The organism is Paraburkholderia sp. GAS206C (genome assembly GCF_050435645.1).
In the GTDB taxonomy this organism is placed as follows: Bacteria; Pseudomonadota; Gammaproteobacteria; order Burkholderiales; family Burkholderiaceae; genus Paraburkholderia; species Paraburkholderia phenazinium_B.
The window spans coordinates 196,159-210,997 of record NZ_JBNDKR010000001.1 but is presented as its reverse complement, the minus strand read 5'-3'; the positions used below and the strand labels follow the sequence as shown (position 1 = coordinate 210,997).

The following is a 14,839-nucleotide window of genomic DNA, read 5'->3' as shown; positions in this document are numbered from 1 at the left end:
GAAAAACAGCAGCCGCATTAGACTGCCCATCTGAGCGCATCCACGAATATCACCTGTGTAGGAGACAAACTGCATGTCCGGTTCCGCTGCCTTGAATGTCGCCATCCTTGACGATTACCAGCATGTCGCCCCTTCGCTCGCGGACTGGGCGAGCCTGCAGCCCCAGGCGAACACCGTATTCTTTCATGATCATGTCAGCGACGCGGATGCGCTTGCGGCCCGGCTCGCACCGTTTGACGCTGTCGTGCTGATGCGCGAGCGGACCCGCTTCGACGCGAATCTCCTCGCACGTCTGCCGCGTCTCAAGCTGATTGTCAGCGTCGGCATGTGGAATGCCGCCATCGATCTCGATGCCGCGAAGTCGCGCGGCATTGTCGTATCGGGCACCACGGGCGGCGATGCCGCCGCCACCCCGGCTCTAACCTGGAGTCTGATACTCGCCGCCACGCGGAATCTATACGGCGAGGCTGCGTCATTGCGGGCGGGTGGCTGGCAGACCCGTGTGGGGATGGATGTAAATGGCAAAACGCTAGGAGTGCTCGGGCTCGGACGTATCGGCGAGGCCGTCGCTCGCATCGGCGTCGCATTCGGAATGCGGGTTATTGCGTGGAGTCAGAACCTGACCTCCGAACGGGCCGCGGAAGTGGGCGTGCAACGTGTCGAGAAGGATGAACTCTTTCGTGAGGCGGACGTGCTTACGATTCACCTCAAGCTTGGCGATCGCACAAAGGGGCTTGTGGGTGCGAGAGAGCTTGGACTGATGAAGCCGGGCGCGTACCTGGTGAACACGTCTCGCGGGCCCATCGTCTCGGAAGACGCGCTGATCGAAGCGCTGCAGGAACGCCGTATTGGTGGTGCCGCGCTTGATGTATTCGACGAAGAGCCGCTAGCCGCGGGGCATCCGTTCCGGTTTCTGCCGAACGTACTGGCTACGCCTCACATTGGCTATGTCACGGAGAATACCTACCATGTGGCTTATCCGCAGATTGTGGAGGCGATTCGCGCATGGATTGACGGGGCGCCGATCCGGCAGCTTTGAGCGAAGGGACTGCAGCGTTTTCGAACGGGGAGGCCCCTCGTCCTGTGCGGGGGCCATGCCTCACTTGCCCGTCTCTGCGGCAGCTGCCACCATCTCCGTGATTTTCTCAATCAGTCTTTGCGGGACAGATGGCAACTTTTGATGCGCGAACGCTTCCCTGTAGGGCAGGCGGGATGCCTGCAGTCGCGTTACCTGGATCGCGGTCTTGACTGACCGATGGATCCTGGCGTTGATTTGCTCGCGCTCATGCGGCGACAAAGTGCCGTCCGCATACGCCATGAGCTGGATATCGTCCGTTTTCATGAACGCGATTCCTTTTTGCTTCCGGTATTTTTTTGTTTTCTGGTCTTCCCGCTCGCCTGAAAAATTTGCCAATTCTCCGATGTGCCTAGGACAGGAGGCTCATGACTGTGCCAACCGGGATGCAGAGAATTTTGGCTGTTTCGCTCCAGGTGAGCCCCCCGACAGCTATTAACAGCATAACTAATCGTTAAGATTTCGACAACCGCTGGGCAGAAGTTATCATCTTTCCAGACATCACGTTTTATTCAGGAGTGCCGGTGGCCGAGCCACGCGAAGCACCGGTGATGAGGGCGATATGATCGGACAGGCTATGCATTGCGGTTTCTCCAGCGGTATCGGCCAGGAGAGGGGTACACGCAGGCGCATCGATCCGCTCGGCAGATGACGGTCACGTTGGCTTTGGGCCGCTCGGTCACGAGCTTGTCGTCGGACCTTAACAACTAAACAACTGGATACACGAAAATATTCCTTCGACCCGAGCGCTTCGTGCTGTCCAACCGGTATCACGCGATTACATCGCCAGTCGTGCAGGCAATGTTGCTGCTCCTCACCATCAGGGGGAGGTTTCATCCAGGGTCCTTTGCGGCGTTTTGCAGCAAACCAGAATGAGCGCACCAACCTTCGTGACCAATTCGACCAACGATAGCGCGAACTCAGTAATCCTGGAAAGTCGAAGCATATCGGTGAGAGGTGGAGGACTGAATCTGTCGATTAGGGTGGCCGTGCTCAGACGGTCTCGATGTCTTCGCTCCGTGTTCGCTTCGACTCGAAGGTGCCGGTATGAAGCAAGTTTGCGAGTCGTCGACCGTGTGTTTCGAATTCAACTGCGTAAACTCAACTGCGTAAACAGATGGGACGTCGATTCTATTCCCAGATTGCTGGGTTGCTTAAGGCATTAGGTAATTTCCCTGGCGCAGCGAACGCCCTCCCGGCAGGTTCGCGGACGAGCTTAAGTACATTCCCGCGCTTAAGTAGATTCCCTTACATACGCTTCGACAATGTGCAGGTAGACTGATCAGTATGCCGGTTAGAACACTGTCTCGACCAAGGTCGGCCGACAGCCGATTCGGCCCCACTGGAATTCAAGTGATCGATACCGCCGTCCATGCTGGACTGCGCTCGTTCGAAGATGAGGAGGACATTTGAAATGAGCGATCCCGCAGCAACCGATTTTCAGAAGGCCAACCCAGCTCCCGTCGACTCTTCCGTCGGCGGTGGGCGTTGGGGCGTGCGCTTTTTAGGTGCTTTGCCTTTGGTTGCGATCGTGTTGGCAGGCGTTGCAGGGCATGCGACCTCAACCCTCAAGCCGCTCATCATTCAAGCCTTTGTCCATTCGATTGGCTTCGACAAGGCAACCGCCGGATATCTTCTAACGGTCGAAATGATCTCGACGAGCGCCGGCACCATCGTGGCGACAGCGTTTCCGCTTGCCCTGCGCCGGCGAGAGTACTTGTTCGTTGCCCTTGCCTTGACGATGTTAGCCAACCTGGCGAGCATCCCGTTCAAGGGTGACGTTGGTATTGTGTTGTACGGGTTACGCTGCCTGTCGGGCCTTGGTGCTGGTTTTGGTTTGGGGCGCCTTGGGATTCTGATTGCGCTGTCGGCGCGCCCCGGGAGAACTGCGGGGCTTTACTCGGTGACCACCCAACTTTACGGAGCCGCCGCTGCCTTTGCCATGCCGCTTATCGAGCGGCTCTGTGGGACAAACTCCATCTTTGTTATTCTCGCCGGAACAATTCCGCTCGCACTGCTCATGATCGCGTGGATTCCAGAGCATCACGTGAGGGCCGTGAAAGAAAAAGCGATCTCGGCCGCGCAATCGCAGCCATTGGGATTAGTGGAGAAGCTGGTTCTCGCCACGAGCTTCGGGGTGTTCTATCTAGGGGTAGGAACCTTTTGGCCCTTCATTTCAGTTCTCGGCGAGACCGCTGGGGTTGGCCGTGCGCAGATAACCGCCGTCCTGGGTTGGGGCGCGCTCGTCAGCGCGCTGGGATCTATAACGGCAATTTTCGCGGGAGATCGCAAAGCGTCGGCTCCGATCATTACTCTGGTTTTCATCGGGTTATGTCTTTCCGTCGCGCTGCAGCTCTTCTTTCCCCGGTCTTTCTCGTTCTTCGTGGCATCCGCGCTGCTCTTTGCTTACGCATACTGGGTCATCAATCCAATGATTCTTGGTGTGATGTCCAAGCTGGATACATCGGGCCAGATGAATGGCGTTTATTACATCGTCGCCGTGGGAGGCATCTCGTTGGGTCCCGCGTTGGCAGGCTGGATCCTCACGCACGAAGGCGACCGGTTCACGAGCGCTGCATTGCTCAGGGTTATTAGCGTGCTCCTGCTTGCGTCTTCTGCGACGGTCCAGGCCTACTATGCTTTCCGCGCGCGGCACTTGCCGGACTAAGCTGGGCCATCGGCCAAAACGCTGCTGCTTTTCCAGCTGAACGGCGTTCAAGAAGAGTCTCCGGATCTGTATGGCCGCGCAAAAGAACAAGAGGCGGGATTTGCAGAAACCATCCGAAGCTCTGTACAGACGTGGCCGCAACCCAAGCAGCGCAGCGAGGTATGAGACGTTACCGCCGCGCTAACATTGAAAATTTCGCCGTCTATTAAATTAGTACTATTGATTATAAGTAATAAACAGATCGGTCCAACGGACTTCGGTATCAAATTCCAAAACCAATTCAGGAGATCTTTGCGATGAAAAAAACCCTATTTGCGGCGGCGATTTCTATTGTCTTTGCCACGGCGGCGAATGCTCAAAGTTCTGTGACGCTTTACGGCGTGCTTAATGCAGGCGTCGCCTATACAAACGATACTGGCGGTCACAGCCAATTCCAGATGACCAGTAGCAATATTCTGGGAAATCGCTGGGGGCTCCGTGGCACTGAAGATCTTGGCGACGGCTTAAAAGCGCTGTTCGTGCTCGAAAACGGCTTTGTCATTGCAAACGGGGGGCTCGATCAGGGCGGGGATGAGTTCGGCCGGCAGGCCTATTTCGGGTTGTCGTCTTCGCATCTCGGGTCAATCACCCTGGGCCGCCAATACGACTCTTCAATCGATTACACCTATATGTTCGAGGCGTCGGACGTCTGGCTGCCGTACTTCGGGGCGCATCCCGGCGATCTGGATAACCTGAATGGCACAAACCGCGTCAACAACTCCATCAAGTTCAAAAGCGTGTCGTACGACGGCTTCACTTTTGGCGGTCTGTATAGCTTCGGTGGTGTGGCTGGCCAGTTTAGCCGCAACCAGATCTGGTCGCTTGGTGCGAACTACACTCGCGGCCCGCTCATAGTTGGTGTTGCGTACCTTAATGCGAAGGATCCGAATTACTCTTTTTTTGGTAGCAACCCGTCTTCGAGCACCACCGCCTCAAACATGAGCGCGAGCCCTGTGTATTCGGGCTACGCTTCTGCAAAGTCGCAGCAGATTGTGGTTGCTGGCGCGTCGTACAACTATAAGGCGTCAACGTTCGCGGTGGTGTACAGCAACACTCAGTTCAAGGATATCGGCGCGCTGGCAGGCCTTCCCGCGGTCGGCGCAGGCGGCGACGCAAAATTCAACAATATCGAAGTCAGCTTCCGCTACCAGCTCACGCCTCACCTGCTGCTCGGCGCCGACTACGATTATCTGCAAGGGTATGGCGTCAACGATGCTAAATACAGTCAAGGCGGCCTTGGCGCTGACTACTTGCTCTCGGCGCGAACTGATTTGTTCGCTGACGTGATGTACCAGCATGCTTCGGGCACTGATTCAACGGGAAAGGCGGCGGTAGCGGAGCTTTACTTCGCGGGCCCATCAACGACCCAAAACCAGGTCGTCACGGTGGTGGGTATACAACATCGATTCTGAGAGTTGTAACGGCGTCGCGCCCACTATCCATGGTGGGCGCGACTTGCGGTCGCGACGGGTTTGCAACAGCAACTGAAGGCGCATGGCCAGGTCCTACGATATATGTGCTAGCGCTTGAGCGTCGTTCACAACCTTTCGAAGACTGCTGCAATACCTTGGCCGCCGCCAATGCACATCGTAACAAGCGCGTAGCGCCCCCGGATTCGCTGCAACTCGTACAGCGCCTTGACGGTAAGGACAGCGCCAGTCGCGCCGATGGGATGTCCGAGGGAGATCCCCGAACCGTTCGGGTTGACTTTGACTGGATCGAGTCCGAGTTCTTTCGTCACGGCGCAGGCTTGCGCAGCGAACGCTTCGTTAGCCTCGATAACGTCCAGGTCGTCGACTGTCAAACCCGCGCGCTTGAGCACGTTACGCGTGGCCGGAACCGGACCGATGCCCATATAGACCGGATCGACCCCTGCGTGTGCATAAGCGACGAGCCGTGCGAGTGGTGTGATGCCGCGCTTTTCTGCCACCCCACGCTCCATCAGCAAAACGGCTGCTGCAGCGTCGTTAATGCCCGACGCGTTACCTGCGGTGACGGTGCCATTGTCCTTTGAGAAAACCGGCTTTAGCCTGGAGAAGTCTTCGAGCGAAGCGTCGAGGCGGACGTGTTCATCGGTAGCGAACACGTTGTCTCCATTTCTTGAAGGCACCGTGACTGGCAGGATCTGTTCCTTGAAGTAGCCGTTGGCGATCGCCCTGGCTGCGCGACGATGCGATTCCAGCGCGAGCCCATCTTGTGTCTCGCGCGCAATCTTGTACTTGCTCGCAACGTTTTCGGCCGTTACGCCCATGTGGATCGTCTGGAACGGATCGCTCAATGCACCGACCAGCATGTCGACAAGCCGGGAATCACCCATTCGCTGACCGAAGCGCGCGGCCGGCACGGAATAGGGCGCGCGCGACATGCTTTCTGCTCCTCCGGCGATCGCGATATCGGCGTCGCCAAGAAGCACGCACTGGGCAGCTGAAACAATGGCTTGCAATCCAGAGCCGCAGAGGCGGTTCAGCGTCAGCGCTGGCGTATGTTGGGCCACGCCTCCGTACATGGCAGCGACGCGAGCAAGGTACATATCCTTCGGCTCGGTGTGCACCACGTTACCGAATACAACGTGATCCACTTCTTCCCCTGAGACAGAACCTCGGGATAGTACTTCGCGCACGACCCGCGCGCCGAGATCGGTAGGAGGGAAGTCTTTAAGGCTGCCGCCGAAGTCTCCGATAGCCGTCCGCACACCGCTTGCTACAACCACCTCTCTGCTCATCGCTGTCTCTCCAGTACTTACTGCAACAATTGGACGCCGGTACGAGCCTGCACGAAATCGATATCGACACCGGGCGCCATCTCGACGACTCTCAGACCTTCTCTCTCAACATCGATCACCGCAAGATCTGTGATGATTCGATCCACGACCCGTTGTCCCGTCAGCGGCAGAGAGCAAGACTCCACGATTTTGAAGTCGAATCCACCGTCGGATCGACAAGCCACGTGTTCCATCAGGATAACGACACGTTGCACACCTGCTACGAGATCCATTGCTCCGCCCATTCCCTTCACCCGCTTGCCGGGAATCATCCAGTTAGCAAGGTCGCCGTTCTTGCTGACCTCCATGGCGCCAAGGATGCTGAGCGCAATTTTTCCGCCCCGCACCATGGCAAACGCCTGATCGCTGCTGACGATCGAACTCCCGGCTATTGTCGTAACTGTCTCTTTTCCGGCGTTGATAAGGTCCGCATCTACGTTGTGTTCCTCAGGAAACGATCCGATACCAAGCAACCCGTTTTCCGAATGCAGCCAGACGTTTATGTCATCCGGTACGTGATTGGCAACTAACGTTGGAATGCCTATTCCGAGGTTGACGTAAAAGCCATCGTGCAATTCCAACGCAGCGCGTCGGGCCATTTGATCTCTTGTCCATGCCATCGCTATCTCCCATGCGTTGTCTCTTGTTTGATTTACCTGCTTGCACCAATGGTCCGCTTTTCGATGCGCTTCTGAGGCACTGCGTTCAAACAGATCCGATGAACGTATATTCCGGGGAGGTGAATGTCGTCGGGGTGTATCGTGCCGACATCGACGATCTTCTCTACCTCCACAACACATGTTCGTCCAGCCATCGCGACCGCCGGATTGAAGTTTCGAGCCGTGTACCGGAAGCGCAGATTCCCTTCCGTATCCGCGATTTCGGCCTTGATCAATGCCAACTCGGGTGTCAGCGACCGCTCGAGTACATACGTCTCGTCGTCAAACCGACGCGTTTCCTTTCCTTCCGCCACGACGGTGCCAACACCGGTCTTCGTGAAAAACGCGGGTATTCCTGCGCCACCGGCCCGGAGTTTCTCTGCGAGCGTGCCCTGTGGCGTGAATTCAACCTCCAGTTCTCCACTCAGGAACTGACGTTCGAACTCCTTGTTCTCGCCCACATAGCTCGCGATCATTTTTTTGATCTGTTTTGTCTGCAGCAATTTGCCAAGCCCGAAGTCGTCGACACCCGCGTTGTTCGAGATTGCGGTCAGGTTGCGTACGCCTGAACCCATCGTCGCATCAATCAACGCCTCTGGAATGCCGCAAAGACCGAAGCCACCCACCGCGAGCATCATGCCGTCGTGCAGAAGGCCATCTAGCGCGGCTGCCGCTGTCGGATAGATTTTTCCCATCATGTCTCCTGTTAACAACTATTTTTCAGGCGCATCTGGCGTGGATACCTGGTGTCTGACTGTCGATTCAAGCGCGATGTATCTTCTGCGCCTGTTCCCATGCTAGTTGTGCTACATGCACAAAGCGGTCACCCATCGCGCGCGCTTCGTCGCTGGCCGCAGTACCGCGAGCTACACGTGCACGGATTCCATGCAGGATTGCAGCAAAACGGAACATGTTGAAGACGATGTAGTAGTCGAGATCGGCGATTCGCTCGCGGCTGGTGCGTCGACAATATGCCTCGACGTAGCTTGCCTCGTCGGGCAGCCCCAGTGCGGCAAGATCGAGTCCTGAGATCCCGCCGAGAATGCTTGGCGGTAAGCGGTACATCATCGCGTGGTACGCGAAATCCGCGACGGGGTCGCCGAGCGTCGACAGTTCCCAGTCGAGTACGGCGAGCACTCGTGGTTCCGTCGGATGGAATATCAGGTTGTCCGCACGAAAATCGCCATGCGTGAGTGTGGTCTCATCACGTGCAGGTAGATGCGCGGGCAACCACGCCACCAGGCGATCCATGTTCGTATCACGGCCGGCCGCTTCGTCGGCCAGATATTGGTTCGACCACCGATTCACCTGGCGCGCAACGTATTGCCCCGGCTTGCCGTAGTCCACAAGGCCGAGCTCCACATAGTCAAGCGTGTGAAGCCGCGCGAGCGTTGCGTTCATCGCGTCCATGTACGCCGCGCGCTCGGACACAGGTAGACCGGGAAATCCCGATTCCCAGAAGATGCGCCCCTCCATCATTTCCATAACGAAGAAGCTACTGCCGAGTACCTGCTCGTCGTTGCACACACCGAAGACCTGAGGCACCGAAAAGCCAGCCGAGCCTAAGGCCGCCATTACCCGCGCCTCGCGTTCCACGGCATGGGCGCCCTTGAGGAGAGGCCCGGGTGGTTTGCGCCGCAACACGTAGTCGCGCTGCGCCGTGCGCAAGCGGTACGTCGGGTTTGACTGCCCGCCCTTAAACTGCTCGACGTTCAACGGTCCTTCGTAGCCGACGACGTTATCCGCCATCCATTGCGCCAGAGCGCGTTCGTCGAATCTGTGCTGTGCCCGGATCGGGCCGATTCCGGAGAACTGGTCAACGTCCGGCACGGTAGTCTCCTTCGAGCGCCGCGCGCTTGATCTTTTTTGCCAGCGACCACTTGTGAACTTCAGTGGGACCGTCGTAGATACGAAATGCCCGCACTTCGCGGAACACCTGCTCAACGATCGAATCGCGCGATACGCCGGATCCGCCCATCGTCTGCACACAACGATCAGCAACGCGGAACAGCGCATCGGATACAGCGACTTTCGTCATCGAGCTTTCGGTTGTTCCGAGGCTTCCCGAATCGAGCACACTCGCACACCAGTCGATCATCAGCGCGGATTGCTGCAGATCGATCAGGTTGTCGGCAAGCATGAAGCCGACACCCTCGTGATCGATCAGGCGTTTTCCAAAAGCGTGCCGCCGGGTCGCGTACTCCACCGCGATCTCATGTGCCCGGGTCGCCGCTCCAAGCCACCGCATGCAATGTGACAAGCGCGCAGGGGAGAGGCGGATCTGCGCGTATTCAAGTCCTCTGTGTATGTCGCCTAGCACAGCGCTTGCCGGCAGACGCAGCCCTTCAATCGCAACCCGCGAATGTCCTCCCGGCATCGAGTTGTCGATGGTATCCAGCACCTTCACAATCTTGACGGCAGGGTGCGGCAGGCTGACGAGAAACATGCTCGCGCGGGCCTGGTCGCCGTCGTCGGTGCGCGCCATCACGATACCTACCTCAGCACCATCCGCTCCAGTGATGAAGGTTTTCGTACCATTGATCACCCATTCGTTGCCGTCGAAACGCGCCGTCGTCTTAAGCATCGAGGGATCAGATCCAGCGCCTTCGTCTTCGGCGGGTTCCGTCATAAAGAAGGCGGAGCGCGCGTGGCCGGAGAGGAGTTTCGTCAGAAAATGCTGCTTCTGATCGGCCGTTGCCACTTTGCCAAGCAAGAAAATATTGCCCTCGTCGGGTGCCATCGTATTCACTGCTACCGGACCGAGAGGCGATAGTCCGGAGCGTTTGAGCACTGCGGCCGTTTCTTGATGTGTCAGGTGCTCGCCGCCAGGGAGAACGTACGGTGTCATGACGCCGGCTTCGCGCGCAAGAGCGCGCAATTCGGCAACCAGATCGGCGGATGGTCCGTGGGGCCCGCTACGCGGATCGCGCTCGTAAGGCGAGACCACCTCGCGGACGAACGCCTCGACGCGATCCGCGAGTGCCCGGCTGCGCTCGGTGGGGCATGGGGTAAACATCTGCAATTCCTTTTCTAAAGACTGCTAACGAGATGACCGCCGTCGACGGCCAGCACTGTGCCCGTCATGTAGTGCCCTGCATCGGACGCGAGCAGCAGTAACGGACCATCGAGGTCTTCCATGCGCCCAAGCCGCCGCTGTGGAATGCGCTTGATTAGCGCTTCACCGGCGGGTGTCCTCCAGAAGGCCTGGTTAAGTTCCGTCTCTATATAACCGGGCGCGAGCGCATTGACGCGAATGCCGTGACGTGCCCATTCAAGGGCGAGTGTCTTCGTCAACTGGATGACACCAGACTTGGACACCGCGTAAGGGAGTACGCCGCCGGCTTGCCGCATGCCGAGGACGGACGCCACATTGATGATTGCCGCGCCTCTCGCTTTCATCGCCGGTGCAACTGCCTGCGCAACAAAGAACATGCCCTTGAGATTGGTGTCGATCACAGCATCCCAGTTCGCTTCGGACTGCTCCAGTGCTGGACCTTCAACGGCGACCCCCGCGTTGTTGACCAGAATGTCGAGTGCACCGACGGCTTCCGCCATTGCCGCTCGTGAAGCTGCGCTAGTGACGTCCAGCGGCACCGGCGTGACTTTGCAACCCTTCTCGCGCAGAGCAGCGGTGAGCGTTTCCAGTGCGGCAGTGCGTCTTGCCGCGACGAACACCTCCGCGCCCCATGCGGCAAGTCGCGCCGCGAAATGTGCACCCAATCCACTCGATGCGCCCGTTATCAGCGCACGCTTCCCAGTGAGGTCTTTCATCGTCATCGGCATGTTGTGAGCACTGATTGTCTATGAGATTGTTGGACAATTATATTGAACAAAATCGCTCATGGATCCTCTGTTACAATTTTGGACATGATCAAACTGACGACCACACCGCTAGAAACCGAAGCATCCGAGGTCCTTGAAACAGGCTCCGCTTCGGACGCAATTTTCTTTGGAATCTTGAGCGGTCTTGAGAACCAGACCATCGTGCCGGCTCAGCGGCTGGTCGAAGCAGATCTGGCTGCGAGCTTTGGAGTGAGCCGCAACTCGGTTCGGGAGGGCTTGCAGCGCCTCGCTGCGGACGGCGTGGTCGAATTGCTGCGGCACAAGGGGGCCGTCATCCGCTCATTGAGTTTTCAGGACACCCTTGACGTGCTGGATGTCGCGGAACTCATGACCGGTTTGCTCGCACGCGCCGCCGCAAGTGCCACGCCGACGTCCGAGCAGGTTCGCGCGATCGAACAGGTTGTACGCGAACTAAAAGCAGCCGACAAAGCGCACGACAGTGCTTGCTTTTCGCTAGCGCGTCGGCGCTTTTATCGGGTGCTGCTTGAATTGGGCGGTAATCGCGAGTTAAGGCGGCTGTTTCCGGCGATCCACATGCCGATCGTCTATGCGCAGTACCGTCTCCCGTCGTTGCAGCAACTGCGCCTACGCGACTACGCGCGTATAGCAGCGGCCGTCCTCGCCAGAGACGCCGATAAGGCCGAAGCGCTTGGCCGTGAGCACGTGCAGAATGTCCGGACTTCAATTTGCGAGGCTCCCGGCGTTCAACTACCGTCATATGCGGACCGCCGCCCGTCGTAAGACTAATATCGGCATTACATTCGGCCTTGATGGACATCAGGACAGTTGGAGAAAACATGACACAGGCAGAAGAGGTCGAAGCGAAGCTGCGAGAGATGATCCTCGAGTTGGAACTCGGGCCGGGCGAACGTCTCACGGAACGTTGGGCTGAAGCGCAATTCGGTGCTTCAAGAACTCCGGTCCGCGCTGCGCTATTGCATCTTGAAGCAGACGGCCTCGTGTGTCGCGAAGGCCGCGGATGGAAGGTGGCGCCGCTCGACATTCAGGAAATTGAACAGCTTTACGTATATCGCGAGGTGCTCGAAGTTGCTGCCATTCGGTTAGCGGCGCAAAGCTCGAATCGTGAAAATCTCATGTCGCTCGACGCGACGCTCGACGCCTGGGGGCCGGAAGCGAGCACGGCTGAGGTTCACCGGATCGGTACTGAGTTTCACACTCGCCTCGCAGAATTGGCTCGAAACGATTTCATCAAGCGGGGCATTGTCGACGCGATGACCCGGCTGTCACGGGCTCGTTACCTTGATACAGCCGAAGACCGTGAAGGTTGGGGCGAGCACAGGGCAATGCTGGCAGCGGTGAGAAAGGGCGATGCGGATACCGCAGAAAAGCTCATGAGAGACCACCTGCGCGACAGCCGGGTCCGCCTGCTCAAGCTTCTCACGGAGAGTAGCCGCACGCTACGAGCGCGCGGGATCCTCGTGGCGTAAACAAAGCGCGTCGCAGGCTGCCTTGGGGCGTTTCCAGACCGCGTCATTGCGTTTTTGCGTTGACAATCAACCTTACGTAGAGCAGTGTATACCAAATTGGTATCCCAAAACTATGGAGGAACGGTTGTGTCAAAAGTAAGTGTTCTCGCCACGGGCGATTCCATACTCACGCAGCGCATCTCGGCCAATCCCGATGCCGACTTTCTCGCTCTCGTCGAGTTGCTTCGGAACGCCGACGTCACCATCACGAACGTCGAAATGGTCTTTCCCGGCCGAGGTCGGATGGCCTCGACGACCATGCATGGCATTCCGCTCGGTGCGGAGCCTGAGCTTCTTTCAGAATTTGAGTGGCTCGGCATCGACATCTACGGGATGGCACAAAACCATGCAACCGACTACGGAGTAGCTGGGTTAGTCTCTTCAATCGAAGCGTTGGAGGCGCGCGGCCTGACCTATGCCGGGGTAGGGCGAACGCTGAGCGAGGCGCGCGCTCCTCGATATTTCAGCGCGCCTGGCTGCCGCGTCGCATACATCGCCGCCGGATCGAGCAACGCTCGTCTCTCCCTTGCGGCAGATCCCAGCGTCGGCGACGTAGGACGGCCCGGAATTGCCCCTGTCCGTGTACAGAAAACGCATTACATCCGGAAGGAGCGCTTCGCAGAGCTGCGTGAAATCATGGCTGAAGCGGGCGTCAACGTTTCGGCAACCGGGACAACTGCGCCTGGGATTCATTTCCCCTATCCGGACAAGGCCGTTTATGATCCGCCGCCTCCGGGCGGATTCTCCGTGGAGGGCGTCAATTTCGCGCCGAGCGATAACTCGCGCGTACAGACTGACGCGCTGGAACGCGACGTCAACGCACTTGTTGCTTCGGTGGCGGAAGCTTCTCGCCAGGCGGACCTCGTCTTTGTCGGACTTCATTGTCATGAAGGTATGCAGGGTCGCTGGAACACCGACACGCCTGCAGAGTTTCTGCAGCCTCTCGCTCGTCAACTGATAGACGCCGGCGCGCATGGCGTTTTCGGGCATGGACCTCATATGCTACGCGGCGTCGAGCTCTATGCCGGCCGGCCGATCTGTTATTCGCTCGGCAACTTCATCTTCAACGTAGAGACGTTTTCGGCCTTTCCGCTCGAAGTATACGAACAGCAGGGCATGCCGCTGACGTCCACGTCCGCGGATCTGTTCGACGTGGTGAACGGCTATGGGAAACAGTCGCTCTTCTGGGAGTCGGTGCTGCCGCGCTTCACCTATGAGAATGGTGTCCTCGTCGACAGCGCATTCCATCCGATCACGCTCGGACGGGATGCACCGCGCAGTCGGCGCGGCTGCCCTCAGTTAGCCTCTGCAAACGACGGCGCCCGCATTCTGGCCCGGCTTGACGACCTTTCCAAACCTTTTGGCGCCGGCTTCGATGTTGTCCGTGAGGGCGCACGACATATAGGCAAGCTCAGGTTAGCGAGGTGAGGCGCAGTACGCAGTTGACCTGATGACACCTGTGCTCCACCACCCGCTGACCGACCGATAAGTTGGCGGAGAGCGGTCGGGGTGGAGCGCCAGTCTGGGCTTGGCGATTGCCCAGACTTCTCTGCGGGTTCTCCCTGGCCGTCGACGGTTGACACTCCATAAATATACAGTCAGACTGACTATATACGCGAACACTTCGTCGTGTTGGGGACTTTACGACGACGCCCGCACTTTCTCGACCACAGACTCGGGAATGCCAACTCAGTGCTGTTGAGAGTCAACGATAAAGAGCGAAAAACCAGACGTGTTCGCATAAAAATTAGGACTATTGATGATGTGTAAAACTGATTCGCCGTTCGTGCGTTACCCATTCCGCCGGCGTGTTTGGACGCTCGCGCATAAAGCAGTCGGATTCGCGATTTTTGTCAGTGGCCTTGCGGTGATTGTCTTGCATCTGCTGCAACAGATATCGAACGGCTAGCATTAAAAGAGGGGATGTGCGGCATCCGATCCGCCGATTCGCCGGGGTACGACACCAATGGGCAGGAGGGTGGAATGAAGTCGCGAAGTGTGCTTGCGGAAGTCCTTGTCGACGGCCGACAGATCTGCGCTCACTTTCAGCCGTCGACAGGGCGGCTGGTTATCACCGAGGGCCCCGCAACTGTCGAAGCGATTCGCCCTCCCGATTCGTGGATAGCGCTGGCAGCCGTCAATACTTCCAGCGGTTGGGGGACCCGCCCCACGTCTGCCGATCTCCAGGTTTTTCTTGAACGATATGTCTCGGGTTCTCCCTGGCCGAGGTCGGATTGACATCATAAAAATATACAGGCAGACTGATCAGTACGTCGACAACACTCGTCGTCGCGAGAAAACATCATG

13 protein-coding genes are annotated in these 14,839 nt (G+C 57.9%); 6 read left to right on the top strand and 7 right to left on the bottom strand.

Annotation, left to right across the window (positions count from 1 at the left end; all coding sequences use genetic code 11):
• Positions 1-73: 73 nt before the first annotated feature.
• A complete protein-coding gene (locus tag P3T20_RS01030; protein WP_429285767.1) occupies positions 74-1,039 on the top strand; it encodes a D-2-hydroxyacid dehydrogenase family protein in 966 nt (321 codons plus the stop codon).
• Positions 1,040-1,099: 60 nt separating this feature from the next.
• Here the strand turns inward: P3T20_RS01030 and P3T20_RS01025 are convergent, their stop codons facing one another.
• Entirely contained in the window at positions 1,100-1,342 is a 243-nt protein-coding gene (locus P3T20_RS01025) for a hypothetical protein (protein WP_429285766.1), read from the bottom strand.
• 1,147 nt (positions 1,343-2,489) lie between these two features.
• On the opposite strand from P3T20_RS01025, the gene P3T20_RS01020 reads away from it, so the two are divergent.
• Both P3T20_RS01020 and P3T20_RS01015 read left to right on the top strand, forming a co-directional pair.
• Positions 2,490-3,743 (top strand): MFS transporter, encoded by a 1,254-nt coding sequence (locus tag P3T20_RS01020; protein ID WP_429285765.1) that lies wholly within the window; start codon positions 2,490-2,492, stop codon positions 3,741-3,743.
• A 296-nt stretch (positions 3,744-4,039) separates the two neighbouring features.
• Positions 4,040-5,194, top strand: coding sequence for a porin (locus tag P3T20_RS01015; protein ID WP_429285764.1), 1,155 nt, complete (start codon positions 4,040-4,042; stop codon positions 5,192-5,194).
• 125 nt (positions 5,195-5,319) lie between these two features.
• Here the strand turns inward: P3T20_RS01015 and bktB are convergent, their stop codons facing one another.
• From bktB to P3T20_RS00985, 6 genes are all read right to left on the bottom strand, one after another.
• On the bottom strand, positions 5,320-6,504 hold the full coding sequence (bktB, locus tag P3T20_RS01010; protein WP_429285763.1) for a beta-ketothiolase BktB: 1,185 nt from the start codon (positions 6,502-6,504) through the stop codon (positions 5,320-5,322).
• Positions 6,505-6,521: 17 nt separating this feature from the next.
• Positions 6,522-7,163 (bottom strand): 3-oxoacid CoA-transferase subunit B, encoded by a 642-nt coding sequence (locus P3T20_RS01005; RefSeq protein ID WP_429285762.1) that lies wholly within the window; start codon positions 7,161-7,163, stop codon positions 6,522-6,524.
• A 32-nt stretch (positions 7,164-7,195) separates the two neighbouring features.
• On the bottom strand, positions 7,196-7,897 hold the full coding sequence (locus P3T20_RS01000) for a CoA transferase subunit A (RefSeq protein WP_429286178.1): 702 nt from the start codon (positions 7,895-7,897) through the stop codon (positions 7,196-7,198).
• A 67-nt stretch (positions 7,898-7,964) separates the two neighbouring features.
• Positions 7,965-9,032, bottom strand: coding sequence for a phosphotransferase family protein (locus P3T20_RS00995; protein WP_429285761.1), 1,068 nt, complete (start codon positions 9,030-9,032; stop codon positions 7,965-7,967).
• Positions 9,019-10,218 (bottom strand): acyl-CoA dehydrogenase family protein, encoded by a 1,200-nt coding sequence (locus P3T20_RS00990; protein WP_429285760.1) that lies wholly within the window; start codon positions 10,216-10,218, stop codon positions 9,019-9,021. The genes P3T20_RS00995 and P3T20_RS00990 overlap by 14 nt, the downstream gene beginning before the upstream one ends.
• A 14-nt stretch (positions 10,219-10,232) precedes the next feature.
• Complete coding sequence (locus P3T20_RS00985) at positions 10,233-10,985, bottom strand: SDR family NAD(P)-dependent oxidoreductase (RefSeq protein WP_429285759.1); 753 nt, start codon at positions 10,983-10,985, stop codon at positions 10,233-10,235.
• Between the two features lie 84 nt (positions 10,986-11,069).
• On the opposite strand from P3T20_RS00985, the gene P3T20_RS00980 reads away from it, so the two are divergent.
• From P3T20_RS00980 to P3T20_RS00970, 3 genes are all read left to right on the top strand, one after another.
• Complete coding sequence (locus tag P3T20_RS00980) at positions 11,070-11,786, top strand: GntR family transcriptional regulator (protein ID WP_429285758.1); 717 nt, start codon at positions 11,070-11,072, stop codon at positions 11,784-11,786.
• Between the two features lie 29 nt (positions 11,787-11,815).
• Positions 11,816-12,493 (top strand): GntR family transcriptional regulator, encoded by a 678-nt coding sequence (locus P3T20_RS00975; RefSeq protein ID WP_429286177.1) that lies wholly within the window; start codon positions 11,816-11,818, stop codon positions 12,491-12,493.
• Between the two features lie 126 nt (positions 12,494-12,619).
• Complete coding sequence (locus P3T20_RS00970) at positions 12,620-13,960, top strand: CapA family protein (RefSeq protein ID WP_429285757.1); 1,341 nt, start codon at positions 12,620-12,622, stop codon at positions 13,958-13,960.
• Positions 13,961-14,839: the final 879 nt, after the last annotated feature.

Excerpts from the sequence above, each read along its gene's own strand:
- P3T20_RS01030 (WP_429285767.1), top strand. The coding sequence starts at position 74 with ATGTCCGGTTCCGCTGCCTTGAATGTCGCCATCCTTGACGATTACCAG.
- P3T20_RS01025 (WP_429285766.1), bottom strand. The coding sequence starts at position 1,342 with ATGAAAACGGACGATATCCAGCTCATGGCGTATGCGGACGGCACTTTG.
- P3T20_RS01020 (WP_429285765.1), top strand. The coding sequence starts at position 2,490 with ATGAGCGATCCCGCAGCAACCGATTTTCAGAAGGCCAACCCAGCTCCC.
- P3T20_RS01015 (WP_429285764.1), top strand. The coding sequence starts at position 4,040 with ATGAAAAAAACCCTATTTGCGGCGGCGATTTCTATTGTCTTTGCCACG.
- bktB (WP_429285763.1), bottom strand. The coding sequence starts at position 6,504 with ATGAGCAGAGAGGTGGTTGTAGCAAGCGGTGTGCGGACGGCTATCGGA.
- P3T20_RS01005 (WP_429285762.1), bottom strand. The coding sequence starts at position 7,163 with ATGGCATGGACAAGAGATCAAATGGCCCGACGCGCTGCGTTGGAATTG.
- P3T20_RS01000 (WP_429286178.1), bottom strand. The coding sequence starts at position 7,897 with ATGGGAAAAATCTATCCGACAGCGGCAGCCGCGCTAGATGGCCTTCTG.
- P3T20_RS00990 (WP_429285760.1), bottom strand. The coding sequence starts at position 10,218 with ATGTTTACCCCATGCCCCACCGAGCGCAGCCGGGCACTCGCGGATCGC.
- P3T20_RS00985 (WP_429285759.1), bottom strand. The coding sequence starts at position 10,985 with ATGCCGATGACGATGAAAGACCTCACTGGGAAGCGTGCGCTGATAACG.
- P3T20_RS00980 (WP_429285758.1), top strand. The coding sequence starts at position 11,070 with ATGATCAAACTGACGACCACACCGCTAGAAACCGAAGCATCCGAGGTC.
- P3T20_RS00975 (WP_429286177.1), top strand. The coding sequence starts at position 11,816 with ATGGACATCAGGACAGTTGGAGAAAACATGACACAGGCAGAAGAGGTC.